The organism is Escherichia sp. WS547 (genome assembly GCF_046486065.1).
Lineage (GTDB): Bacteria > Pseudomonadota > Gammaproteobacteria > Enterobacterales > Enterobacteriaceae > Escherichia > Escherichia coli.
The window spans coordinates 207,547-231,217 of record NZ_JBJQMA010000003.1 but is presented as its reverse complement, the minus strand read 5'-3'; the positions used below and the strand labels follow the sequence as shown (position 1 = coordinate 231,217).

Sequence of the window (23,671 nt, the reverse complement as noted above, 5' to 3'; positions counted from 1 at the left end):
TTGAGCAGTCATGTGTTAAATTGAGGCACATTAACGCCCTATGGCACGTAACGCCAACCTTTTGCGGTAGCGGCTTCTGCTAGAATCCGCAATAATTTTACAGTTTGATCGCGCTAAATACTGCTTCACCACAAGGAATGCAAATGAAGAAATTGCTCCCCATTCTTATCGGCCTGAGCCTCTCTGGGTTCAGTTCGTTGAGCCAGGCCGAGAACCTGATGCAAGTTTATCAGCAAGCACGCCTTAGTAACCCGGAATTGCGTAAGTCTGCCGCCGATCGTGATGCTGCCTTTGAAAAAATTAATGAAGCGCGCAGTCCATTACTGCCACAGCTAGGTTTAGGTGCAGATTACACCTATAGCAACGGCTACCGCGACGCGAACGGCATCAACTCTAACGCGACCAGTGCGTCCCTGCAGTTAACTCAATCCATTTTTGATATGTCGAAATGGCGTGCGTTAACGCTGCAGGAAAAAGCAGCTGGGATTCAGGACGTCACGTATCAGACCGATCAACAAACCTTGATCCTCAACACCGCGACCGCTTATTTCAACGTGTTGAATGCTATTGACGTTCTTTCCTATACACAGGCGCAAAAAGAAGCGATCTACCGTCAATTAGATCAAACCACCCAACGTTTTAACGTGGGCCTGGTAGCGATCACTGACGTGCAGAACGCCCGCGCACAGTACGATACCGTGCTGGCGAACGAAGTGACCGCACGTAATAACCTTGATAACGCGGTAGAGCAGCTGCGCCAGATCACCGGTAACTACTATCCGGAACTGGCGGCGCTGAATGTCGAAAACTTTAAAACCGACAAACCACAGCCGGTTAACACGCTGCTGAAAGAAGCCGAAAAACGCAACCTGTCGTTGTTACAGGCGCGCTTGAGCCAGGACCTGGCACGCGAGCAAATTCGCCAGGCGCAGGATGGTCACTTACCGACTCTGGATTTAACGGCTTCTACCGGGATTTCTGACACCTCTTATAGCGGTTCGAAAACCCGTGGTGCCGCTGGTACCCAGTATGACGATAGCAATATGGGCCAGAACAAAGTTGGTCTGAGCTTCTCGCTGCCGATTTATCAGGGCGGAATGGTTAACTCGCAGGTGAAACAGGCCCAGTACAACTTTGTTGGTGCCAGTGAGCAACTGGAAAGCGCGCATCGTAGCGTCGTGCAAACCGTACGTTCCTCCTTCAACAACATTAATGCTTCTATCAGTAGCATTAACGCCTACAAACAAGCCGTAGTTTCCGCTCAAAGCTCATTAGACGCGATGGAGGCGGGTTACTCGGTCGGTACGCGTACCATTGTTGATGTGTTGGATGCGACCACCACGCTGTACAACGCCAAGCAAGAGCTGGCGAATGCGCGTTATAACTACCTGATTAATCAGCTGAATATTAAGTCAGCCTTGGGTACGTTGAACGAGCAGGATCTGCTGGCACTGAACAATGCGCTGAGCAAACCGGTTTCCACTAATCCGGAAAACGTTGCCCCGCAAACGCCGGAACAGAATGCTATTGCTGATGGTTATGCGCCTGATAGCCCGGCCCCCGTCGTTCAGCAAACATCCGCACGCACTACCACCAGTAACGGTCATAACCCTTTCCGTAACTGATGACGACGACGGGGCTTCGGCCCCGTCTAAACGTAAGGCAACGTAAAGATACGGGTTATCTGCCGCATTCTTCCCCCTTCTCGCTTCAATTTCGACCAGCCATCCTCTATTCTGATGGGTATTTACCACTGGTCCCGGAAGACAAAAATGAAACGGACAAAATCCATACGCCACGCATCGTTCCGCAAAAACTGGAGCGCACGCCATCTGACACCAGTCGCTCTCGCGGTTGCCACTGTTTTTATGCTGGCTGGCTGTGAAAAGAGTGATGAAACAGTGTCTCTCTATCAAAATGCTGACGACTGTTCAGCTGCAAACCCAGGCAAAAGCGCCGAATGTACCACCGCGTACAACAATGCGCTGAAAGAAGCCGAACGTACTGCGCCGAAATACGCCACCCGTGAAGACTGTGTTGCTGAATTTGGTGAAGGTCAGTGCCAGCAGGCACCAGCCCAGGCTGGCATGGCACCAGAAAACCAGGCGCAGGCCCAGCAATCCAGCGGGAGTTTCTGGATGCCGCTGATGGCCGGTTACATGATGGGTCGTCTGATGGGCGGCGGCGCGGGATTTGCACAGCAGCCGCTGTTCTCCTCGAAAAACCCGGCCAGCCCGGCTTACGGTAAATATACCGACGCGACGGGTAAAAACTATGGCGCAGCCCAGCCAGGCCGCACCATGACCGTACCTAAGACGGCAATGGCGCCAAAACCGGCAACCACCACCACCGTTACTCGTGGCGGTTTTGGTGAATCTGTTGCCAAACAAAGCACTATGCAGCGTAGCGCAACCGGCACCTCTTCTCGTTCAATGGGTGGCTGATACCGATGGAAAGAGTCAGTATTACCGAGCGCCCGGACTGGCGCGAAAAAGCCCACGAATACGGTTTCAATTTTCACACCATGTACGGCGAGCCGTACTGGTGTGAAGATGCTTACTACAAGTTGACCCTCGCCCAGGTTGAAAAGCTGGAAGAAGTCACCGCCGAACTGCACCAGATGTGCCTGAAAGTGGTGGAAAAAGTGATCGCCAGCGATGAGCTGATGACCAAATTCCGCATTCCAAAACACACCTGGAGTTTTGTGCGCCAGTCATGGCTGACTCACCAGCCATCGCTTTATTCGCGTCTTGATCTGGCGTGGGATGGTACTGGCGAGCCTAAACTTCTGGAAAATAACGCCGATACGCCAACGTCACTGTATGAAGCCGCATTCTTTCAGTGGATCTGGCTGGAAGATCAGCTTAACGCCGGTAACCTGCCGGAAGGCAGCGACCAGTTTAACAGTCTGCAAGAGAAGCTGATCGATCGCTTTGTCGAGCTGCGTGAACAGTATGGCTTCCAGTTGCTGCATCTCACCTGCTGTCGCGACACGGTGGAAGATCGCGGGACCATTCAGTATTTGCAGGACTGCGCGACAGAAGCTGAAATCGCTACTGAATTCCTCTACATCGACGATATCGGTTTAGGTGAAAAAGGTCAGTTCACGGATTTACAGGATCAGGTGATTTCCAACCTGTTCAAGCTGTATCCGTGGGAATTTATGTTGCGTGAGATGTTCTCCACCAAGCTGGAGGACGCAGGCGTACGCTGGCTGGAACCGGCGTGGAAGAGCATTATCTCCAACAAAGCGCTTCTGCCGCTACTGTGGGAGATGTTCCCGAATCACCCGAACCTGCTGCCCGCTTATTTTGCGGAAGATGATCATCCGCAAATGGAAAAATATGTGGTTAAACCGATCTTCTCCCGTGAAGGCGCAAACGTGTCGATCATTGAGAACGGCAAAACCATTGAAGCAGCGGAAGGTCCGTATGGCGAAGAAGGGATGATTATTCAGCAATTCCACCCGTTACCGAAATTTGGCGACAGCTATATGCTGATTGGTAGCTGGCTGGTGAACGATCAACCTGCCGGAATTGGCATTCGTGAAGACCGTGCGTTGATCACCCAGGATATGTCTCGGTTTTATCCGCATATTTTTGTTGAATAATGCAGCTTAATATTGCCCCGATAAGCGGGGCAATCTCTTATAATCCACCATTCATAATTCCCATCAATATATAAACACATACATATCCAACCTTTATTTAACATTAATACTCAATTTAATGTTAAATCGTCATATGCAAGCGATATTGTAATTAAAGTAAGTGAATACATCACAACATAACTATTTGATATTATTTAAATACTTTACTTTTATCTCACCAGATTTAAATTTAATAATTAAAAAACAATGTTGCAGGGATCACACTACACAGTATTGAACATTGTGATTGATATATTGCCCCCCTACTATCCATTAAACATAAATATTTGTTTCACCGAATAACAACATATTTAAAAGAAACACAAAAGCATTCTCACTCTTTATTGAATTAATATTTATATTCACGCAACGAATTTATTAGCACCCTCTCAACAGTCGATATTCATCATTATTATATATTTGCGTTATATAAGGAGATATATCCATGTTTGATAAATATAGAAAAACACTCGTAGCCGGAACTGTGGCGATAACCCTGGGTTTGTCAGCATCGGGGGTGATGGCTGCGGGTTTTAAACCAGCGCCGCCTGCCGGGCAGCTTGGGGCGATTATCGTCGATCCCTACGGTAATGCGCCCTTAACCGCGCTGGTTGATTTAGACAGCCATGTTATTTCTGACGTCAAAGTTACCGTCCACGGGAAGGGCGAAAAAGGCGTAGAAATCAGCTATCCCGTGGGTCAGGAATCACTGAAAACTTACGATGGTGTACCGATTTTTGGTCTTTACCAGAAATTTGCTAACAAAGTGACCGTTGAGTGGAAAGAAAACGGCAAGGCCATGAAAGATGATTACGTGGTGCAGACTTCCGCCATCGTCAACAATTACATGGATAACCGCTCCATCTCCGACCTACAGCAAACCAAAGTCGTTAAAGTCGCACCGGGTTTTGAAGATCGCCTCTATCTGGTTAATACCCACACCTTTACCGCCCAAGGTTCCGATCTCCACTGGCATGGTGAGAAAGATAAAAATGCCGGTATCCTTGATGCGGGTCCGGCAACTGGCGCACTCCCTTTTGATATCGCGCCCTTTACTTTCATCGTCGATACCGAAGGTGAATACCGCTGGTGGCTGGATCAAGACACTTTCTACGATGGTCGTGACCGCGATATCAACAAGCGTGGTTATCTGATGGGTATCCGCGAAACGCCACGCGGCACCTTTACCGCTGTACAAGGTCAGCACTGGTACGAGTTCGACATGATGGGGCAGGTGCTCGAAGATCACAAACTACCGCGCGGATTTGCTGACGCCACTCATGAGTCCATTGAGACGCCAAATGGCACGGTACTGTTGCGCGTAGGTAAGAGTAACTATCGTCGCGATGACGGCGTACACGTCACCACCATTCGTGACCATATCCTCGAAGTCGATAAATCTGGTCGCGTTGTAGATGTATGGGATCTGACGAAGATCCTCGATCCGAAACGCGATGCACTGCTCGGCGCGCTGGATGCAGGTGCAGTTTGCGTTAACGTTGACCTTGCCCATGCAGGACAACAGGCAAAACTGGAACCAGATACACCGTTCGGCGACGCTCTGGGTGTAGGGCCAGGCCGTAACTGGGCGCACGTTAATTCCATCGCTTATGACGCAAAAGATGACTCAATTATTCTCTCTTCTCGTCACCAGGGTGTTGTGAAGATTGGTCGTGATAAGCAAGTGAAATGGATCCTTGCACCCTCTAAAGGTTGGGAAAAACCGCTGGCCAGCAAGCTGCTGAAACCGGTTGATGCTAACGGTAAGCCAATTACCTGTAACGAAAATGGCCTGTGCGAAAACTCAGACTTCGACTTTACCTACACCCAGCATACCGCCTGGATTTCCAGCAAAGGAACGCTCACCATTTTTGATAATGGCGATGGTCGTCATCTGGAACAACCTGCCTTACCAACCATGAAATATTCCCGCTTTGTGGAATATAAGATTGATGAGAAGAAAGGCACCGTTCAGCAAGTGTGGGAATACGGTAAAGAACGTGGCTACGATTTCTATAGCCCAATCACCTCCATCATTGAATATCAAGCCGACCGTAACACCATGTTTGGCTTCGGTGGTTCTATTCATTTGTTCGATGTCGGGCAGCCAACCGTCGGTAAGTTGAACGAAATCGATTACAAAACCAAAGAAGTGAAAGTGGAAATCGACGTGCTGTCAGATAAACCCAATCAGACTCACTATCGTGCATTGTTAGTCCGTCCACAACAGATGTTCAAATAATTAAGAAGGGAATAAAAATGTCGAAATTAGGGATCTCATCACTATTTAAAAGCATACTGCTTACCGCAGCTTTGGCTGTTTCATTTACCGCTTCTGCATTTACCGAAGGCACGGATTACATGGTTCTGGAAAAACCTATTCCGAATGCAGACAAAACGCTGATTAAGGTATTCAGCTACGCCTGCCCGTTCTGTTACAAGTACGACAAAGCGGTTACCGGTCCGGTATCGGAAAAAGTGAAAGATATCGTTGCTTTTACTCCATTCCATCTGGAAACAAAAGGTGAATACGGCAAACAAGCAAGCGAAGTCTTTGCGGTCTTGATCAATAAAGATAAAGCAGCAGGTATTTCATTATTTGATGCTAACTCTCAGTTTAAGAAAGCCAAGTTTGCTTATTACGCGGCTTATCATGACAAAAAAGAACGCTGGTCTGATGGTAAAGATCCGGCTGCCTTTATCAAAACCGGACTGGACGCCGCAGGTATGAGTCAGGCCGATTTTGAAGCCGCGCTGAAAGAGCCTGCAGTTCAAGAAACGCTGGAAAAATGGAAAGCCTCTTATGAAGTTGCAAAAATCCAGGGCGTTCCGGCGTATGTCGTCAATGGTAAATACCTGATCTACACCAAGAGTATTAAATCTATTGACTCAATGGCAGACCTTATCCGCGAGTTAGCAAGCAAATAACAGGGAAACAGGCTATGGGTATTAAGGGAATGTGGAAAGATCTTCGCACATCACCAGTTGACACACTGGTCAGATGGCAGGAGCAACGCTTGTTGTGGTTGTTAATGGCCGTTGCGATGGGCGCGTTAATTATCCTGGCGCACTCTTTCTTCCAGATCTATCTCTACATGGCACCCTGTGAGCAATGTGTATACATTCGCTACGCCATGTTTGTGATGGTTATTGGAGGATTGGTTGCAGCGATCAATCCAAAGAACATCATCCTAAAGCTAATTGGCTGCGTGATGGCATTTTACGGCAGCATTTTGGGACTGAAGTTTTCGCTCAAACTGAACGATATCCACCATGCAGTACATAATCCGGATCCCGATTCACTGTTTGGCGTACAGGGTTGCTCTACCGATCCAACTTTTCCCTTTAACCTGCCGCTGGCACAGTGGGCACCAAATTGGTTCAAGCCTACCGGGGATTGTGGCTATGACGCACCAATCGTTCCTGATGGCGTCACACTGAGCAGCACGCAACAGTGGTTTGTGGAAATGTATCAGCAATCTGAAGGCTGGTATCTGCTACCACCATGGCATTTTATGAATATGGCTCAGGCTTGTATGCTGGCTTTTGGTATGTGTCTGGTGCTGCTGGTCATTATGAGTGGCGCATGGGCGCTTAAAATCATCAGAGGCTAACTCAGCAACACCCGAAGCCAGTCATTCTGGCTTCGGGTTCTTTTATTAACCTATCTGCACCGACAGCATACTTAAACTGCCCATTTCTATACCATCGACCGGAATGGTAATTGGCTCCTGCCCATCCCACGCACCTAACACATACAACAACGGCAGATAGTGCTCTGGCGTTGGGTTCGATAACGCGCCACCTTCATGGTCGAGATAATTCACCAGAGGATGCTGCTCTACCGGCCCTTGCCACGTCAGATTCGCTTTCACATACTCATTAAACGACGTCGCCCACGGATACGGTGAACTATCACCGTGCCACTTCACTGTGCGCAGGTTATGCACCACGTTGCCACTGGCGACCAACATTATCCCTTCATCACGCAGCGCCGCGAGTTTGCGCCCCATTTCGAAATGCCAGGCGGCAGGTTTGCTACTGTCGATACTCAACTGCACCATCGGGATATCGGCGTCAGGATACATCTTAATCAGTACGCCCCACGAGCCGTGGTCGAAGCCCCAGGCTTCTTTATCCAGCGTCACAGGGACCGGCGCTAACAGCTCAACCAGATGCTGTGCCAGCGCAGGTGAACCCGGAGCAGGATAATGCGTATCGTACAGCGCCTGCGGGAAGCCACCAAAGTCATGAATCGTGGGCGGCGTCTCCATCGCGGTCACTCCTGTTCCACGGGTAAACCAGTGAGCCGAAACCACCACTATTGCTTGCGGGCGTGGCAATGTCATCCCCAACGTCTGCCAGCTGCGGGTATACAAATTATCTTCCAGCACGTTCATCGGACTACCGTGACCTAAAAACAATGCTGGCATACGTGTTGAAGACATGATGATATCCTTAACTAAAGGTGTCATTTTGATATCCTCACAATACGCTTGTTCGGCGGAGTAAGAACCCGGATAACAATGATGATGATCATCAGTTATTTTGACGATCTGCCTGAAAGTGAAGATTTATAAGGAGTTGTCGATGTCAGTACCTCTCATTCTGACCATACTGGCGGGGGCAGCCACGTTTATTGGCGCGTTTCTCGGCGTTCTCGGGCAAAAACCCTCGAACCGCTTACTGGCGTTTTCGCTAGGATTTGCGGCGGGGATCATGTTGCTCATCTCATTAATGGAAATGCTTCCTGCCGCACTAGCAGCTGAAGGAATGTCGCCTGTGTTGGGTTATGGAATGTTTATCTTCGGTCTGCTTGGCTATTTTGGCCTGGACCGCATGTTGCCACATGCGCATCCGCAGGATTTAATGCAAAAATCGGTGCAGCCGTTGCCAAAATCGATCAAGCGCACAGCCATTCTGCTCACTCTCGGTATCAGTCTGCATAACTTCCCGGAAGGGATTGCCACCTTTGTCACGGCGAGCAGCAACCTGGAGCTGGGATTTGGTATCGCCCTGGCCGTCGCGTTGCACAATATCCCTGAAGGTCTGGCGGTTGCAGGCCCGGTTTATGCAGCAACGGGTTCTAAACGCACCGCGATTCTTTGGGCGGGGATTTCTGGACTGGCAGAAATTCTTGGTGGTGTGCTGGCGTGGTTAATCCTCGGTAGCATGATTTCCCCGGTGGTCATGGCGGCAATCATGGCGGCGGTTGCAGGAATTATGGTGGCGCTCTCGGTTGATGAATTAATGCCGCTCGCCAAAGAGATTGACCCTAATAATAACCCCAGCTATGGCGTACTATGTGGAATGTCAGTGATGGGATTCAGTTTAGTGCTGCTACAAACGGCGGGAATTGGTTAAAAGCAACATCAGAAGTTGTCCAGCGCATGGACAACTTCTGCCAGCTTCACTAACGCCTTATTCTACCTTTTCGGCTGTCTCTTCTCTCGTACTGTTTAAGTATTTGTTCCGTGCTTCAAGCAGTGCGTCTCTGTCCTGGCGAAACGCCCGACAATAACGTTTCAAATGCAGGAAATAACCCACCACAACCAGAGCAATCAATACAATCCAGTACCAGGCGATAAACATCCTTTTACCCTTAATATTTAACAATACTAAACATTTAGCGCATAAATTTCACATATCCTTTTTCGGATATATTCATATGGTCGCATAATAACGGAACAATTATATGATTTTGATCATAATGAAAAAGAATGCCTGATATTAATGAAATTTTCTCATAGAAAGAGAAGCGGAATTAACATCTTGCATAGCAGGGCAAAATAAAAACCGAAGCCAGCTACAACTTCGGTTTCTTGATTAAGACAGTAAATTAAGCAGCGATTTTCAGCTGGCTTTACGCTCATGTGCCTGACGGTATGCCACCAGGTCTTCAATAGTCACGAGCGCCATATTGTGTTTATTGGCAAACTCAATGCACTCTGGTGCACGCGCCATCGTGCCATCGTCATTAGTCAGCTCACACAGCACACCAGCCGGTTTAAAGCCTGCCAGCGTCATCAGATCAATAGTCGCTTCAGTATGGCCGCCACGCGTCAGTACACCACCAGCCTGAGCACGAAGTGGGAAAACGTGGCCCGGGCGATTCAGATCAGAAGGTTTTGCGCCATCGGCAATCGCTGCGCGAACGGTCGTAATACGGTCAGCGGCAGAAACACCGGTAGTCACACCTTCAGCTGCTTCAATGGTCACGGTAAAACCGGTGCCATAGGCGCTGGTGTTATTTTCTACCATCATTGGCAGATCGAGTTGTTTACGGCGATCTTCAGTAATGCACAGGCAAACAATACCGCTACCGTGGCGAATGGTTAGCGCCATCTGCTCAACGGTCATGGTTTCTGCCGGGAAGATCATATCGCCTTCGTTTTCACGGTCTTCATCATCAAGCACCATTACACCGCGTCCTTCACGCAGCGCAGCCAGTGCATTTTCAACACGTTCGAAAGGCGTACCAAAAGAGGAAAGTAGCGTCTGATTCATGGTAAAAAAACCTCACTAAAATTATGGTTACCAGAATCAGGGCAGTCTTAGGAGTGGCGGCATATAGCCAAAATAACGTGAGCGGGTCCATGCCCGACAGAATCGTTACTCTCTCCCATCCGGACTCTAACCGTCGGCCCCGGAATTACACCGGATCTGCTGTCCTTTGAGTTCGCACCCAAAGCGCTCGCGGGCTTTCAACTGAGTTGATTTACCGCCGGTGGGGAATTTCGCCCCGCCCTGAGAATAAGCGGATTCACTATAACGCTAATGATTAGCGGCAGCAACGCATAGCTTCACATAATTCTGGTTTATGACTTACCCTTATCGCACTACAATGGCACTCAACACCTATCAGTACAGGGAAACTACAATGATTGACCCGAAAAAAATTGAGCAAATCGCTCGCCAGGTTCACGAATCAATGCCTAAAGGAATCAGGGAGTTCGGGGAAGATGTGGAGAAAAAAATCCGCCAAACCCTACAAGCGCAGCTGACGCGTCTCGATCTGGTAAGCCGCGAAGAATTCGACGTTCAGACGCAAGTCCTGTTACGGACTCGTGAAAAACTGGCGTTACTGGAGCAGCGCATCAGTGAACTGGAAGCGCGCAATAATTCGGTAGCAGATCTTCAATCTCCTCCGGCTATCCTGCCTATTGATAAAGCAGAATAAAGCAACACAAAAACGGGCCAGACGGCCCGTAATATCAGTGTTCTAATTCAAGTTCTCTGGTTTGCATCATCTGTTGGCAATACCAGGCATAACGTGCGCAAAACCAGGTTCTATGTTCTTCATCCATGTTACCAGTAACGGCCAGAATATCGACCGGGCGACCTTCTGCGTGCATTCTGGCAAAACTACGCGCCAGGAAATCGAAATTATTTAAAGAATTAAGACTATGATCCATAAGCACATCCTCCGGTTATCGCATACCTTTTAAGGCCATATGCTTTTTCTGATTTCAGTATTCCCCAATCAGTGTAGTGCCTTTAAACATAACGTGCGTAAATATATTGTCCCCGATCACACTTTTTAGTGAAAAAATAAAAAACCATATTAAAAGACTTTCTCTTCCAGAACTTATCTAACATGTGTTATTATTAACAAAGATAAATGTAAGCAAGGAAACTATCCCAAAGTAAATATTGCGTCACTAAATGGACATTGGAGTGACATATGATTTTATTCGCCGACTATAACACCCCTTATCTTTTCGCTATTTCCTTTGTACTGTTGATCGGCCTTTTAGAAATTTTTGCGCTTATCTGCGGTCACATGATCTCCGGTGCACTTGATGCACATCTTGACCATTATGATTCCATAACCACAGGTCATATTAGCCAGGCACTTCATTATCTCAATATCGGAAGATTGCCAGCTCTCGTCGTTCTTTGCTTACTGGCTGGTTTTTTTGGTCTTATTGGCATCCTGTTGCAGCATGCCTGCCTCATGGTCTGGCAATCACCACTTTCGAACCTGTTCGTGGTTCCTGTCAGTTTACTGTTTACGATTATTGCGGTGCATTATACCGGTAAAATAGTTGCGCCCTGGATTCCACGCGACCATAGTTCAGCTATTACAGAAGAAGAATATATTGGTAGCATGGCGTTAATTACCGGTCATCAGGCCACTTCAGGTAATCCCTGCGAAGGAAAACTCACCGATCAATTTGGCCAAATACATTATTTACTACTAGAGCCTGAAGAAGGAAAAATTTTCACTAAAGGAGACAAAGTGTTAATTATTTGCCGACTTTCTGCAACGCGATATTTGGCGGAAAACAATCCCTGGCCCCAAATATTGTAATTTATTAATCAAAAGGAAATTTAATAATGGATGATATTGTTAATTCTGTGCCCTCCTGGATGTTTACCGCGATTATTTCCGTATGCATTCTGTTTATTATTGGAATTATTTTCGCCAGGCTCTATCGTCGCGCTTCGGCAGAGCAAGCTTTTGTTCGTACTGGTTTAGGTGGGCAAAAAGTGGTAATGAGCGGTGGCGCAATCGTGATGCCGATCTTTCATGAAATAATCCCCATCAATATGAATACTCTGAAGCTGGAAGTCAGCCGCTCAACCATTGATAGCCTGATTACGAAAGATCGTATGCGCGTCGATGTAGTAGTCGCTTTCTTTGTGCGGGTAAAACCTTCAGTAGAAGGGATTGCCACCGCTGCCCAAACGTTGGGGCAACGCACGCTATCACCAGAAGATTTACGTATGTTGGTTGAAGATAAATTCGTCGATGCCCTCCGTGCAACAGCTGCACAAATGACCATGCATGAGTTACAGGATACCCGCGAGAACTTCGTGCAGGGAGTACAAAATACCGTAGCTGAAGATCTGTCGAAAAACGGTCTGGAACTGGAAAGCGTTTCACTTACCAACTTTAACCAGACGTCGAAAGAACATTTCAATCCTAACAACGCCTTTGACGCCGAAGGTTTAACCAAGCTGACGCAGGAGACGGAGCGCCGTCGTCGCGAACGTAACGAAGTTGAACAGGATGTAGAAGTTGCGGTGCGTGAGAAAAACCGTGATGCGCTTTCGCGGAAGCTGGAGATTGAACAACAAGAAGCGTTTATGACGCTTGAGCAGGAGCAGCAGGTTAAAACCCGTACCGCTGAGCAGAATGCGAAAATTGCGGCTTTTGAGGCCGAGCGTCGTCGGGAAGCAGAGCAGACGCGAATTCTGGCTGAACGACAGATTCAGGAAACAGAAATCGACCGCGAACAGGCCGTCCGCTCAAGAAAAGTTGAAGCTGAACGTGAAGTTCGCATTAAAGAGATCGAACAGCAGCAGGTCACCGAAATCGCTAACCAGACGAAATCGATCGCGATTGCCGCCAAATCGGAACAGCAGTCACAAGCGGAAGCGCGTGCCAACCTTGCACTTGCAGAAGCGGTAAGCGCCCAGCAAAACGTAGAAACAACTCGCCAGACCGCAGAAGCCGATCGTGCTAAACAAGTTGCCCTAATCGCTGCCGCGCAGGATGCAGAAACCAAAGCGGTTGAACTGACCGTGCGGGCGAAAGCAGAAAAAGAAGCCGCAGAGATGCAGGCGGCGGCGATCGTTGAGTTAGCCGAAGCTACACGTAAAAAGGGTCTGGCGGAAGCAGAAGCACAACGTGCGCTGAACGACGCTATCAACGTACTTTCTGACGAGCAAACTAGCCTTAAATTCAAACTGGCGCTATTACAGTCGTTACCTGCAGTAATAGAGAAATCCGTTGAGCCGATGAAGTCTATCGACGGCATCAAGATTATTCAGGTCGATGGATTAAACCGAGGTGGTGCTGCGGGGGATGCAGCATCAGGCAGCGTTAGTGGCGGAAACCTGGCAGAACAGGCATTGTCTGCCGCACTCTCTTACCGCACACAGGCACCACTGATTGACTCCTTGCTCAATGAAATCGGTGTTTCTGGCGGCTCGCTGGCGGCATTGACTTCACCCTTAACCTCAACAACTCCCGTCGCCGAAAACGTAGAATAAATTTTCAACTATGAACATCCCTGGCCCAAAAAGCCGGGGATTTTTTATATCTGCATTCCGCAAAAAAACTGCAAATGCTCAGGTCGTTGCAGCCTTTTGCGTGACCGCTCGGGGAAGGCAAAACTGCCTCTGGGAAAGCATTGCGCGGGGTCTGACGCTCATCAACAATCGGGAAGTCAGCAAAGGGCTGAAACGGGAAAGCCCCTCCCGAGGAAGGGGCCTTACAGAAGGAAAGGGTTATGATGAAGCTCGTCATCATACTGATTGTGTTGTTACTTGTAAGTTTCGCCACTTATTAACAGCCAATCAGAGGGGGGAGAAATCCTCCCTCACCCTTGTTCCTTTACTTTAGGTTGAAAAAAAATCAGCGTCAAGAAGGTTTCATTAACACATATCCCTGGCCCAAAAAGCCGGGGATTTTTTATATCTGCGTTCCGCTAAAAGGTGCAAATGATCAGGCTGTTGCAGCGTTTTGCGTGACCACTCGGGGAAGGCAAAACTGCCTCAGGGAAAGCGTTGCGCGGGGTCCGGCGCTCATCAACAATCGGGGAGTCAGCAAGGGGCTGAAACGGGAAAGCCCCTCCCGAAGAAGGGGCCTTACAGAAGGAAAGGGTTATGATGAAGTTCGTCATCATACTGGTTGTGTTGTTACTGTTAAGTTTCCCGACTTACTAACAACTGATCAGAGGGGGGAGAAATCCTCCCTTACCCTTGTTCCTTTACTCTAGGTTGAAAAAACAACAGCGTCAATAGGCCTGCCAGGTACGAAGCGAGATCTGTGAAACGCTTTCCGGTTAGCCTTTTTTATCCTGTTGGATCTTCTTGATGATGTTGGTCGTCGAGCAACCGTCTTCAAAGTTGAGCACCAGCACTTCGCCGCCGTTGGCCCAGACTTCTTTACTCCCGGCAATCTCTTCTGGTTTATAGTCGCCACCTTTCACCAGCAGGTCTGGCAGGATCCCGGCAATTAAGCGCTGCGGCGTGTCTTCTTCAAACGACACCACCCAGTCGACCGCTTCCAGTGCGCCCAGCACAATCATACGCTGTTCGAGCGGGTTAACGGGGCGGGAATCCCCTTTCAGCCGTTTGGTGGAGGCATCGCTGTTCACAGCGACAATCAGGCGGTCACCCAGTTTGCGGGCATTTGCCAGATAGGAGACGTGCCCGGCGTGCAGGATGTCGAAGACGCCGTTGGTCATCACCACTTTTTCACCGCGTTTACGCGCCGCCGCTACAGCAAGCTTAAGTTCCTCTTCGGTCATCACACCAAAGCCGGTATCTGCACGTCCACGTACTGCATTTTCCAGCTCGATCGGCGAAACCGTGGATGTCCCCAGTTTGCCGACCACCACGCCTGCCGCCGCATTGGCAAAGAAGCAGGCTTCTTCCAGCGAATTACCCGCAGCCAGCGTTGCCGCCAGGACGCCAATCACCGTGTCGCCCGCACCGGTAACGTCATATACTTCCTGCGCCTGAGTTGGCATATGCAGCGGTGCTTTACCCGGTTGCAGCAGCGACATACCCTGTTCGGAACGGGTCACCAACAGAGCCGAGAGTTCGTAATCGGCAATCAGTTTCATGCCGCGCTCAACAATCTCTTCTTCGGTCTTACATTTACCGACAACAGCTTCAAATTCCGAGAGATTCGGCGTCAGCAGCGTAGCGCCGCGGTAGCGCTCAAAATCGGTACCTTTTGGATCAATCAGCACCGGAACGCCCGCTTTACGCGCCAGTTGGATCATCTGCTGCACGCTTGCCAGCGCACCTTTCGCGTAGTCAGAGAGCACCAGCGCGCCAATCGAACTCAGCGCCTGATTAATCCGCTCGTGCAGCGGCTGCGGATCAACCCCTTCGAAACCTTCTTCAAAATCCAGACGGATCAGCTGTTGGTTGCGGGAAAGTACCCGTAATTTGGTGATGGTCGGATGCGTCGGTACAGAAACGAAGTCGCATTTGACGTTGACGTCGGCCAGAGATTTACTCAGCGCGCGCGCCGCATCGTCAATGCCCGTCAACCCGACCAGGCGTGCATTAGCACCGAGAGAAGCGATATTCATCGCCACGTTAGCCGCGCCGCCCGGACGTTCTTCGATGGTATTTACTTTAACCACGGGCACCGGCGCTTCCGGCGAGATACGGCTGGTGGGACCGTACCAGTAACGATCCAGCATCACATCACCAACCACCATCACTCCTGCACGTTCAAACTCTGGCAGCGTTACTTTCATTCCTGTCTCCTGAGAGATTCAAAATTTGCGCGCGATAATACCATACTTCATTCTTCCACCAGCCACTTCTGCCAGCTTGCCCGCACCAGTTCACGCTCTGCGGTGAAGCAATCCTCCGGCACATGGCCCGGCAATTCCTGTAATGCCAGATGATGAAGTTCATCGCGCAGCGTAGTGTAAGCACGGGTCAGCGCCATCGCTTCCTGCTCTTCCATAATGTCGTTTTGCGCCAGCAGCTCCAGAATACGCACGTTGTCTGACCAGCGCGTTAACTTCGGTTTTTCATGAGCGTAGCGCAACACCAGATATTGAGTAATAAATTCGATATCGGTAATTCCGCCTTCATCGGCTTTGATATCAAAGCGATCGCGATGTTTATTGCCGAGATGAGCGCGCATTTTCTCGCGCATTTCCCGCACTTCCGTTTGCAGAGTTTTACCTTCACGCGGCAGCGTCATAATCTCGCGACGCACCGCGTCAAAGTGCGCGGTGAGCTGCGGATCGCCGTACACTACACGCGCACGCACCAGCGCCTGATGTTCCCACGTCCAGGCCTCGTTTTTCTGATAATCGGCAAATGCTTCTGCGGATGTCACCAGCATTCCCGCCGCCCCGGACGGACGCAGTCGAGCATCCACTTCATACAAAATGCCGGAAGAGGTTCGCGTACTGAACAGATGCATAATGCGTTGCGCCAGACGCAGATAAAACTGTCGCCCGTCGATTTCCCGCTCGCCGTCAGTCATCGCATCCATTGGGCAATCATGGAGGAAGATCAGGTCAAGATCGGAACTGTAGCCTAACTCCCAGCCGCCCAGCTTGCCGTAGCCGACTACCGCAAAACCACGGCCTTCGCGTTCGTTCAGGTGATTTGGCTTACCGTAGCGGGCAACCATTTGAACCCACGCCTGCTGAACGACGGCATCTATCATAGCCTCCGCCAGCCAGGTTAAGTGATCGCTCACTTTCATTACCGGTAGCGTACCGGCGATATCCGCTGCCGCAATACGTAACAGTTGCGCCTGTTTGAACTGACGCAGCGCCTCAAGCTGTTGTTCTTCGTCATCTTCCGGCACACGCAGCAAATACTGGCGCAGTTCATCACGGTAGGCATCCGTCGCCGTCGGTTGGTAGAGAGTGTTTGGATCGAGCAGTTCGTCCAGCAATAATGGATAACGCGCCAGTTGGCTGGCAATCATCGGCGATGCGGCACACAGAGAAATCAAATGCTTAAGCGCCGCGGGGAATTCACTGAGCAATTCTAAATAGGTGGTGCGGGTAACAATCCCCACCAGCAAGGCGGTAATGCGCGACAGCGTGACAACAGCGTCTTCACGCGCACAGACATCACTTAGCAGATGCGGCATCAGATGGTCGAGCACCTGACGCCCGCGCGGCCCGATGGTACGCTTATCCAGCTCTTTGCGAAAATCGGCAATCAGCGTCAGCACCTGTTTGCAATCATCTTCGCTAAGATGCGCCAGCACTGGCGTAGTGTCATCTTCCTGCAACGCATCCTGCCACAGCTCACGCCACTGTTCCGACAGCGACTCTTCCTGAGTTTCGCTTTCGTCGTCGCCAATCAATTCATTAAACACCCGGCGCACATTGGTCATATGTGCGGTCAGCGCCCCAGTCAGTTGCTGCCAGTCAGCAAAGTCCATCGCCCACGCCAGCCGCGCACGGTTAAGCTCATCAGAAGGAAGCGTCTGGGTTTGTTCGTCGTTAATGCTTTGCAGCAGGTTTTCCAGACGCCGCAGGAACAGATACGCCACTCGCAATTGTTCAGCATCGTTTTCAGAAAGCAGATGCAGCTCGGCAATAGCGCTGAGCGTTGGTAGTAAAGAGCGCGATTGCAGCGACGGCTCGCGCCCGCCGCGAATAAGCTGGAATACCTGGACGATAAATTCAATTTCACGAATGCCACCCGCGCCAAGTTTGATGTTGTCGGTCAAACCGCGCCGACGCACTTCACGGGCAATCATCCCTTTCATGTTGCGCAGCGACTGAATCACGCTGAAATCGATGTAACGACGGAAAACAAACGGGCGCAGCATCGCACGCAACTCGTTAGCATAGACGCCTTCGCTATCGCCCATAATCCGCGCCTTGACCATCGCGTAACGCTCCCAGTCGCGCCCCTGCTCCTGGTAATAATCTTCCAGTGCCGCAAAGCTCAGCACCAGCGGGCCACTTTCGCCAAACGGACGCAGTCGCATATCCACGCGATAGACGAAGCCATCCTGCGTTGGTTGATCCAGCACTTTAATCAGCCGCTGCCCCATGCGGGTAAAAAACTGGGCGTTATCCAGTTCCCGGCGTCCGCCCTGCGTACAACCATGTTCCGGCCAGGCAAAAATCAGATCAATATCTGATGAGAAATTCAGCTCCCCACCGCCCAGCTTACCCATGCCTAAAATCAGCAGCGGTTGCGCTTCGCCCTGCGCATTGCACGGCGTTCCCCATTCGCGGCAGCAGGCGTCATACAGCCAGTCACGCGCCGCAACAATCAGCGTCTCCGCCAGATGGCTGAGCTGCTGCAAAATGCTCTCTTCAGTAACCAATGCCAGCGTTTGCGCCCAGGCGATGCGCACCATAATGCGCCGCCGGAATAGCCGCAGCTCGCGCATTAACCCGGCTTCGTCACTCACATTACTGAGCGCCTCCTGCCACCATGCAGAGTAATGCTGCCATTCGTCGGCCTGCGGCGGTTGGCTTTCCAGTTCCGTCAGCCACTCTGGATGCGCAATCACGCTGTCCTGCACAAAATCACTGAAAGTAAGTACTGACTTCGCCTGTGCGCTAAGTGATTCCTCGGCTAAAGGCTCTGGCAGCCGCTCAACAACGGTCTGCCAGTACTGCTGTAACGGTGAAGAGAGCGGCTTCATAAGCGATTTTATCCTTGCCTGATTAACGTTTTCCGCTGTGCAACCAGAACGGTTCCTGATTGTTTGCCTCATTACGGAAATGTTCAATTTCGATGCGTTGCCCGGTAGCAATAGCGTGACGCAGCCCCTGCCAGTTCTCCAGCCAGGCTTGCGCGACGACAGGATCGTAGTAACCCGCCAGCAACAGGATTGAGTCAATATCACGCGTCAGGCGTGGCAACTGGTCACGGTAGCGATCGCCCAACGGCTGGCAGAAAACGCTCTTCAGTTCAGCGGCATGGCGGGAAAGATGGATATCGGCAAAGCGTTTGAAGGAATCGCTGATTTTGCTCTGCGCTTTGGCATCTAAAAACGGCTGCCAGGCTTTGCTTACCAGCCATTCGGTCAACGCCAGCTTCGCCATTGCCGTTTCGGTAGAGTAGACCGCCGTCACGGCAGACACCGCAGAAGCAATGGTCGCCTCGCATTGAGTCAGCAGATCACGTAAGTGAGTGCTCGCTTTACGCGGCACAATGCCACCGAACAACATCAGCGTATGACGGACCAGGCCAATGGCTGCCAGCACCTGCTCTTTCGCCGCATCATTGCCGCGTACCCATAGTTCTTCATGATACTGCCATTGCGCTAACGCCAGCTCGAGCGCCGCTTCCAGCCCCTGTTCCACATCAGCTTTTGCCGCAACATGCAAAATGGTGGTCGGTTTGATTTCACGCGCCGGATTGCCCTGCGCCAGATGATAGCCACGCGCCGCTTTGCTCAGGCTGCCCTGGCGTAATCCGGTTTGCGATACCAGTTGGTTCGCCAGTTTCAGCACCGCGCGCGTGTCGCCGCTAAGCAGTTCCAGTTCCAGCTCGCAGATAGGCTCAGCAAATTCCCCCGCTTTCACTTCCCCCTGGTCGAGAGCGATTTCAATTTGGCTACCATCGACCTCTACCAGCCACTTTTCGCGATAAAAATCGGTGCTAAACAGCGGCTGCACGCGGGAAGCGAGATCGGTAGGCAATTCGCCGTTCGGCCAGACTTCCGTCGGTAACTGCGCCAGGTCGAGCGTCGGTTCGCTCAACGCCACGTTATATTCCGGGCGCTGGTGTAAGCCGCCTGTCACTCTTCCTGCAACTTTCATGGTCATCTCATAGCGACCGTTTTCGCCACGAATACGCAAGCCCATGTCGTGCCCACGCAGCCAGTTATCCGGCGTTTCGTAGTAAATATTCAACAACTGCACGGGGTCATGGTGCTCGCCGCCCAGCGTATTGAGATGGTCACGCAACGCCTCAACGGCACTGTGATTAACAATAAACTTTAATTCGATTTCCTGAGCCATGGCCTTTACTTATCGGTTATGTCACATAAGTGACGATGAACGGCGAACTTAATGCGATCTTTTTTGTCAGTAGATAGTATTTTGCGCCAAATTGCCATGCAACGGGCAATTTGACGGGCGTAAAAGTTTGAAGCAGTGGCAAGACCTGACACAGAGGATTCCGATTGATGTCGAATGCTTTGCGTAGCGACACTGATGCCACTACTATCGTTCCACTTTCCATGACAATAACGACAGCCTGATGCCAAAATTACGCCTGATCGGATTAACTTTACTCGCACTTAGCGCCACTGCCGTCTCACACGCTGAAGAAACGCGCTATGTTTCCGACGAACTGAATACCTGGGTCCGTAGCGGTCCGGGAGATCATTATCGCCTCGTGGGCACGGTTAATGCCGGCGAGGAAGTGACCTTATTACAAACTGACGCCAACACCAATTATGCCCAGGTGAAAGACAGCTCTGGCCGTACCGCCTGGATCCCGTTGAAACAACTTAGCACTGAGCCAAGCCTGCGCTCCCGTGTGCCAGATCTGGAAAATCAGGTCAAAACCCTGACCGATAAACTCACCAATATCGATAACACCTGGAATCAGCGCACCGCAGAAATGCAGCAAAAAGTGGCGCAGAGCGACAGCGTGATCAACGGGTTAAAAGAAGAAAATCAGAAACTGAAAAACGAGCTGATTGTCGCGCAGAAAAAGGTCGATGCCGCCAGCGTACAGCTGGATGACAAACAGCGCACCATCATCATGCAATGGTTTATGTATGGCGGCGGCGTGCTGGGGCTTGGCTTGCTGCTCGGTCTGGTACTGCCGCACCTGATCCCAAGCCGCAAACGCAAAGATCGCTGGATGAACTAAATCGCCTTCTTCGTTGCACTGTCTTATTATTAGGAATTGTGTATTTGACGAAGGGATGATGGCGTGAAGATTTATCTGGTCGGTGGTGCTGTTCGGGATGCATTGTTAAGGCTACCGGTCAAAGACAGAGATTGGGTGGTGGTCGGCAGTACGCCACAGGAGATGCTCGACGCGGGCTACCAGCAGGTAGGCCGCGATTTTCCTGTTTTTCTGCATCCGCAAACGCATGAAGAGTATGCGCTGGCACGTACTGAACGGAAATCCGGTTCCGGTTACACCGGTTTTACCTGCTATGCCGCACCGGATGTCACGCTGGAAGATGATCTTAAGCGTCGCGATCTGACCATTAATGCGCTGGCCCAGGACGATAACGGCGAGATTATCGACCCGTACAACGGTCTGGGCGATCTGCAAAATCGTCTGTTGCGCCATGTTTCCCCCGCTTTTGGCGAAGATCCGTTACGCGTATTGCGCGTGGCGCGTTTTGCTGCGCGTTATGCCCACCTCGGTTTTCGTATTGCCGATGAAACTCTGGCACTGATGCGCGAGATGACCCATGCGGGTGAACTGGAACACCTGACGCCTGAACGGGTATGGAAAGAGACGGAAAGCGCCCTCACCACCCGCAATCCCCAGGTGTTCTTCCAGGTACTGCGCGATTGTGGTGCACTACGCGTTTTATTCCCGGAAATTGACGCCCTGTTTGGCGTTCCGGCCCCTGCCAGGTGGCATCCGGAAATCGACACCGGTATTCACACCTTAATGACGCTCTCAATGGCGGCGATGCTAAGTCCGCAGGTCGATGTCCGTTTCGCAACTTTATGCCACGATCTCGGTAAAGGACTGACGCCACCAGAACTTTGGCCGCGTCATCATGGTCATGGCCCGGCGGGTGTTAAGTTAGTGGAACAACTCTGTCAGCGTCTGCGCGTGCCAAATGAAATTCGCGATTTAGCCAGACTGGTGGCTGAGTTTCACGATCTCATCCACACCTTCCCAATGCTGAACCCAAAAACCATCGTCAAATTGTTTGATTCCATCGACGCCTGGCGTAAACCGCAGCGTGTCGAGCAACTGGCGCTGACCAGCGAGGCTGACGTGCGCGGCAGAACCGGTTTTGAATCAGCGGACTACCCGCAAGGCCGCTGGTTGCGCGAAGCCTGGGAAGTAGCACAGTCAGTGCCAACAAAAGCCGTCGTTGAAGCGGGATTTAAAGGTGTGGAGATTCGCGAGGAGCTGACCCGACGGCGGATTGCGGCGGTAGCCAGCTGGAAGGAACAACGTTGTCCAAAGCCTGATTAAGCACTTGAATTTCAATTTATTGCAAACACCGGCCAGGTCGGATAAGACGCACAAGCGTCATATCCGACACTATTCCTCAATCAAAAGAACACGACATACACCGCAGCCGCCACAATAAAGCGATAAATGGCGAACGGGATAAACGAAATGCGCTTAATCAATTGCAGGAAGGTTTTAATCGCTATCAGCGCCACCACAAAAGCGGTGATAAACCCAACGGCAAACATCGGGATATCGCCGGTTGTCAGGAAGCCCCAGCTTTTGTAGAGATCGAGCGCCGTTGCGCCCATCATCATCGGCACCGCCAGCAGGAACGAAAACTCGGAAGCAGCGTAACGGCTCACCCCCATCAGCATCCCACCTGAAATGGTCGCCCCGGAACGGGAGAAACCCGGCCACAGCGCCAGACACTGGAAACAGCCAATCATAAACGCCTGACGATAGGTCATATCATCAAGACCCGGCGCACGCGGCTCTTTCGGCTTCAGGCATTCAGCGGCAATCAGCAACAGACCGCCAACGACCAGTGCATACATCACATTTATCGGGTTAAACAATGATTTAATCGTGTCGTGGAACAACAGCCCCAGTACCACCGCCGGAATCATCCCCAGCAAAATGTGGATCAGCGTTAAACGGCCTTTGCTTTCTCCTTCGTGCTGCAACGGGCGACCAAAGTGGATGCCAATCAGGCCAAACAGACGCCGCCAGAACATCACTACTACCGCCAGAATTGATCCTAACTGGATCACGACTTCAAAGGTTTTCGCCGTGTCGCCCTCAAATCCCAACAAGTGACCGACAATAATCATATGGCCCGTGCTGGATACCGGCAGAAATTCTGTCAATCCTTCGACCACACCCAATATTGCCGCTATCAGCAGCGAGTGCATATCGCTCATCAATAAACCCCTAAATTATAAAAATGTAACGCTTGTCCGAACTACTGCAGTATGACCAGGTTATAACCGTTTGGTTTAACAGCTGTAAAATTAATTATTTTCTTTCAGATTATTGCCACGCTCAATGATGACGCCAACATTCGCCGCCCGCGCCACTGCGCCTGGCTTGCTGAGTTTGATACGCACCCACGGCGAGTTGAAGCGTGCTAACAGCAGCTCCGCCACCTCTTCCGCCACACGTTCCACCAGCGCAAAACGCGCCCCCTCGACGTGGCTGACTACCGTTTCTGCAATGTCAGCGTAACTGAGGCAATCCGCCACATCATCACTTTTCGCCGCTTTACGGTTATCCCACGCCATTTCGATATCGAACACTAACTTCTGTTCGATGGTCTGTTCCCAGTCGTAAACACCAATAGTGGTGATTACCGAAAGTTGCTCTATAAATACAATATCCATCACGTCCTGCCTGCTTTTTGGCTAACCGGATACCACTTCCGGCGAAATGTGCGTA

General features: G+C 50.7%; 23 protein-coding genes and 1 riboswitch. Of the genes, 14 read left to right on the top strand and 9 right to left on the bottom strand.

All coding sequences use genetic code 11. The features are described from left to right. The first annotated feature begins 143 nt into the window (after nucleotides 1–143). From tolC to dsbI, 6 genes are all read left to right on the top strand, one after another. The gene (gene tolC / locus ACJHWK_RS04805) at nucleotides 144–1,625 is read left to right on the top strand and encodes an outer membrane channel protein TolC (protein WP_000735289.1); all 1,482 of its coding nucleotides are present in this window, start codon (nucleotides 144–146) and stop codon (nucleotides 1,623–1,625) included. A 147-nt stretch (nucleotides 1,626–1,772) separates the two neighbouring features. Next, nucleotides 1,773–2,444: a DUF1190 family protein gene (locus ACJHWK_RS04800; protein ID WP_000831543.1), complete on the top strand. Its 672-nt coding sequence runs from the start codon at nucleotides 1,773–1,775 to the stop codon at nucleotides 2,442–2,444. 5 nt (nucleotides 2,445–2,449) lie between these two features. Next, a complete protein-coding gene (locus ACJHWK_RS04795) occupies nucleotides 2,450–3,610 on the top strand; it encodes a glutathionylspermidine synthase family protein (protein ID WP_000442856.1) in 1,161 nt (386 codons plus the stop codon). Between the two features lie 484 nt (nucleotides 3,611–4,094). After that, on the top strand, nucleotides 4,095–5,891 hold the full coding sequence (locus tag ACJHWK_RS04790; RefSeq protein WP_021517307.1) for an aryl-sulfate sulfotransferase: 1,797 nt from the start codon (nucleotides 4,095–4,097) through the stop codon (nucleotides 5,889–5,891). A gap of 17 nt (nucleotides 5,892–5,908) precedes the next feature. After that, nucleotides 5,909–6,577, top strand: a complete 669-nt coding sequence (locus tag ACJHWK_RS04785; RefSeq protein WP_000040016.1) for a thiol:disulfide interchange protein DsbA/DsbL — start codon at nucleotides 5,909–5,911, stop codon at nucleotides 6,575–6,577. Nucleotides 6,578–6,591: 14 nt separating this feature from the next. Continuing rightward, nucleotides 6,592–7,263, top strand: coding sequence for a protein-disulfide oxidoreductase DsbI (dsbI, locus tag ACJHWK_RS04780; protein ID WP_000511506.1), 672 nt, complete (start codon nucleotides 6,592–6,594; stop codon nucleotides 7,261–7,263). 45 nt (nucleotides 7,264–7,308) lie between these two features. On the opposite strand, the gene ygiD is transcribed toward dsbI, so the two are convergent. After that, a complete protein-coding gene (ygiD, locus tag ACJHWK_RS04775) occupies nucleotides 7,309–8,097 on the bottom strand; it encodes a 4,5-DOPA dioxygenase extradiol (RefSeq protein WP_001374603.1) in 789 nt (262 codons plus the stop codon). A 142-nt stretch (nucleotides 8,098–8,239) separates the two neighbouring features. Between ygiD and zupT the strand changes: the two genes are divergently transcribed. Beyond that, on the top strand, nucleotides 8,240–9,013 hold the full coding sequence (zupT, locus tag ACJHWK_RS04770; RefSeq protein WP_001295627.1) for a zinc transporter ZupT: 774 nt from the start codon (nucleotides 8,240–8,242) through the stop codon (nucleotides 9,011–9,013). Nucleotides 9,014–9,070: 57 nt separating this feature from the next. Here the strand turns inward: zupT and yqiD are convergent, their stop codons facing one another. Beyond that, a complete protein-coding gene (yqiD, locus tag ACJHWK_RS04765; RefSeq protein WP_000469266.1) occupies nucleotides 9,071–9,241 on the bottom strand; it encodes a protein YqiD in 171 nt (56 codons plus the stop codon). A gap of 261 nt (nucleotides 9,242–9,502) precedes the next feature. Next, nucleotides 9,503–10,156, bottom strand: coding sequence for a 3,4-dihydroxy-2-butanone-4-phosphate synthase (gene ribB, locus ACJHWK_RS04760; protein ID WP_001076997.1), 654 nt, complete (start codon nucleotides 10,154–10,156; stop codon nucleotides 9,503–9,505). 103 nt (nucleotides 10,157–10,259) lie between these two features. Continuing rightward, nucleotides 10,260–10,408, bottom strand: a riboswitch (FMN riboswitch). Nucleotides 10,409–10,529: 121 nt separating this feature from the next. Here ribB and ubiK point away from each other — a divergent pair. Further along, entirely contained in the window at nucleotides 10,530–10,829 is a 300-nt protein-coding gene (gene ubiK, locus ACJHWK_RS04755) for a ubiquinone biosynthesis accessory factor UbiK (protein ID WP_170886159.1), read from the top strand. 34 nt (nucleotides 10,830–10,863) lie between these two features. On the opposite strand, the gene glgS is transcribed toward ubiK, so the two are convergent. Beyond that, nucleotides 10,864–11,064 (bottom strand): cell surface composition regulator GlgS, encoded by a 201-nt coding sequence (gene glgS, locus ACJHWK_RS04750; RefSeq protein WP_001296424.1) that lies wholly within the window; start codon nucleotides 11,062–11,064, stop codon nucleotides 10,864–10,866. A 269-nt stretch (nucleotides 11,065–11,333) separates the two neighbouring features. Between glgS and ACJHWK_RS04745 the strand changes: the two genes are divergently transcribed. From ACJHWK_RS04745 to ibsE, 4 genes are all read left to right on the top strand, one after another. Beyond that, nucleotides 11,334–11,963: an OB-fold-containig protein gene (locus ACJHWK_RS04745; protein WP_000599923.1), complete on the top strand. Its 630-nt coding sequence runs from the start codon at nucleotides 11,334–11,336 to the stop codon at nucleotides 11,961–11,963. A 26-nt stretch (nucleotides 11,964–11,989) separates the two neighbouring features. After that, nucleotides 11,990–13,651, top strand: coding sequence for a flotillin family protein (locus tag ACJHWK_RS04740; RefSeq protein WP_001521351.1), 1,662 nt, complete (start codon nucleotides 11,990–11,992; stop codon nucleotides 13,649–13,651). 239 nt (nucleotides 13,652–13,890) lie between these two features. Continuing rightward, nucleotides 13,891–13,950 (top strand): type I toxin-antitoxin system Ibs family toxin, encoded by a 60-nt coding sequence (locus ACJHWK_RS04735; RefSeq protein WP_100249717.1) that lies wholly within the window; start codon nucleotides 13,891–13,893, stop codon nucleotides 13,948–13,950. 316 nt (nucleotides 13,951–14,266) lie between these two features. After that, on the top strand, nucleotides 14,267–14,326 hold the full coding sequence (ibsE, locus tag ACJHWK_RS04730) for a type I toxin-antitoxin system Ibs family toxin (protein ID WP_001387082.1): 60 nt from the start codon (nucleotides 14,267–14,269) through the stop codon (nucleotides 14,324–14,326). 119 nt (nucleotides 14,327–14,445) lie between these two features. Here the strand turns inward: ibsE and hldE are convergent, their stop codons facing one another. The 3 genes from hldE to ygiF are packed head-to-tail and all read right to left on the bottom strand — an operon-like array spanning nucleotide 14,446 to nucleotide 20,091. Further along, nucleotides 14,446–15,879, bottom strand: coding sequence for a bifunctional D-glycero-beta-D-manno-heptose-7-phosphate kinase/D-glycero-beta-D-manno-heptose 1-phosphate adenylyltransferase HldE (hldE, locus tag ACJHWK_RS04725; protein ID WP_000869178.1), 1,434 nt, complete (start codon nucleotides 15,877–15,879; stop codon nucleotides 14,446–14,448). A gap of 47 nt (nucleotides 15,880–15,926) precedes the next feature. Next, complete coding sequence (gene glnE / locus ACJHWK_RS04720; protein ID WP_097500495.1) at nucleotides 15,927–18,767, bottom strand: bifunctional [glutamate--ammonia ligase]-adenylyl-L-tyrosine phosphorylase/[glutamate--ammonia-ligase] adenylyltransferase; 2,841 nt, start codon at nucleotides 18,765–18,767, stop codon at nucleotides 15,927–15,929. A 22-nt stretch (nucleotides 18,768–18,789) separates the two neighbouring features. Next, complete coding sequence (gene ygiF, locus ACJHWK_RS04715) at nucleotides 18,790–20,091, bottom strand: inorganic triphosphatase (RefSeq protein ID WP_001521353.1); 1,302 nt, start codon at nucleotides 20,089–20,091, stop codon at nucleotides 18,790–18,792. Between the two features lie 241 nt (nucleotides 20,092–20,332). Here ygiF and ACJHWK_RS04710 point away from each other — a divergent pair, with 241 nt between their 5' ends. Further along, a complete protein-coding gene (locus ACJHWK_RS04710; RefSeq protein WP_001125331.1) occupies nucleotides 20,333–20,953 on the top strand; it encodes a TIGR04211 family SH3 domain-containing protein in 621 nt (206 codons plus the stop codon). Nucleotides 20,954–21,016: 63 nt separating this feature from the next. Further along, nucleotides 21,017–22,255: a fused tRNA nucleotidyltransferase/2',3'-cyclic phosphodiesterase/2' nucleotidase/phosphatase Cca gene (gene cca, locus ACJHWK_RS04705; RefSeq protein ID WP_410234799.1), complete on the top strand. Its 1,239-nt coding sequence runs from the start codon at nucleotides 21,017–21,019 to the stop codon at nucleotides 22,253–22,255. 80 nt (nucleotides 22,256–22,335) lie between these two features. On the opposite strand, the gene bacA is transcribed toward cca, so the two are convergent. Continuing rightward, nucleotides 22,336–23,157, bottom strand: coding sequence for an undecaprenyl-diphosphate phosphatase (bacA, locus tag ACJHWK_RS04700; protein ID WP_001305111.1), 822 nt, complete (start codon nucleotides 23,155–23,157; stop codon nucleotides 22,336–22,338). 90 nt (nucleotides 23,158–23,247) lie between these two features. Next, the gene (gene folB, locus ACJHWK_RS04695) at nucleotides 23,248–23,616 is read right to left on the bottom strand and encodes a bifunctional dihydroneopterin aldolase/7,8-dihydroneopterin epimerase (RefSeq protein ID WP_001295541.1); all 369 of its coding nucleotides are present in this window, start codon (nucleotides 23,614–23,616) and stop codon (nucleotides 23,248–23,250) included. Between the last annotated feature and the right edge of the window lie 55 nt (nucleotides 23,617–23,671).

Bases quoted from the DNA above. Each gene is read 5' to 3' on its own strand.
- ACJHWK_RS04740 (WP_001521351.1), top strand. From the start codon at position 11,990: ATGGATGATATTGTTAATTCTGTGCCCTCCTGGATGTTTACCGCGATT.
- glnE (WP_097500495.1), bottom strand. From the start codon at position 18,767: ATGAAGCCGCTCTCTTCACCGTTACAGCAGTACTGGCAGACCGTTGTT.
- bacA (WP_001305111.1), bottom strand. From the start codon at position 23,157: ATGAGCGATATGCACTCGCTGCTGATAGCGGCAATATTGGGTGTGGTC.
- ygiF (WP_001521353.1), bottom strand. From the start codon at position 20,091: ATGGCTCAGGAAATCGAATTAAAGTTTATTGTTAATCACAGTGCCGTT.
- dsbI (WP_000511506.1), top strand. From the start codon at position 6,592: ATGGGTATTAAGGGAATGTGGAAAGATCTTCGCACATCACCAGTTGAC.
- ACJHWK_RS04785 (WP_000040016.1), top strand. From the start codon at position 5,909: ATGTCGAAATTAGGGATCTCATCACTATTTAAAAGCATACTGCTTACC.
- ACJHWK_RS04710 (WP_001125331.1), top strand. From the start codon at position 20,333: ATGCCAAAATTACGCCTGATCGGATTAACTTTACTCGCACTTAGCGCC.
- glgS (WP_001296424.1), bottom strand. From the start codon at position 11,064: ATGGATCATAGTCTTAATTCTTTAAATAATTTCGATTTCCTGGCGCGT.
- ACJHWK_RS04800 (WP_000831543.1), top strand. From the start codon at position 1,773: ATGAAACGGACAAAATCCATACGCCACGCATCGTTCCGCAAAAACTGG.
- folB (WP_001295541.1), bottom strand. From the start codon at position 23,616: ATGGATATTGTATTTATAGAGCAACTTTCGGTAATCACCACTATTGGT.
- hldE (WP_000869178.1), bottom strand. From the start codon at position 15,879: ATGAAAGTAACGCTGCCAGAGTTTGAACGTGCAGGAGTGATGGTGGTT.
- ygiD (WP_001374603.1), bottom strand. From the start codon at position 8,097: ATGTCTTCAACACGTATGCCAGCATTGTTTTTAGGTCACGGTAGTCCG.
- zupT (WP_001295627.1), top strand. From the start codon at position 8,240: ATGTCAGTACCTCTCATTCTGACCATACTGGCGGGGGCAGCCACGTTT.
- ubiK (WP_170886159.1), top strand. From the start codon at position 10,530: ATGATTGACCCGAAAAAAATTGAGCAAATCGCTCGCCAGGTTCACGAA.
- ACJHWK_RS04790 (WP_021517307.1), top strand. From the start codon at position 4,095: ATGTTTGATAAATATAGAAAAACACTCGTAGCCGGAACTGTGGCGATA.
- ACJHWK_RS04745 (WP_000599923.1), top strand. From the start codon at position 11,334: ATGATTTTATTCGCCGACTATAACACCCCTTATCTTTTCGCTATTTCC.
- tolC (WP_000735289.1), top strand. From the start codon at position 144: ATGAAGAAATTGCTCCCCATTCTTATCGGCCTGAGCCTCTCTGGGTTC.
- yqiD (WP_000469266.1), bottom strand. From the start codon at position 9,241: ATGTTTATCGCCTGGTACTGGATTGTATTGATTGCTCTGGTTGTGGTG.
- ACJHWK_RS04795 (WP_000442856.1), top strand. From the start codon at position 2,450: ATGGAAAGAGTCAGTATTACCGAGCGCCCGGACTGGCGCGAAAAAGCC.
- ribB (WP_001076997.1), bottom strand. From the start codon at position 10,156: ATGAATCAGACGCTACTTTCCTCTTTTGGTACGCCTTTCGAACGTGTT.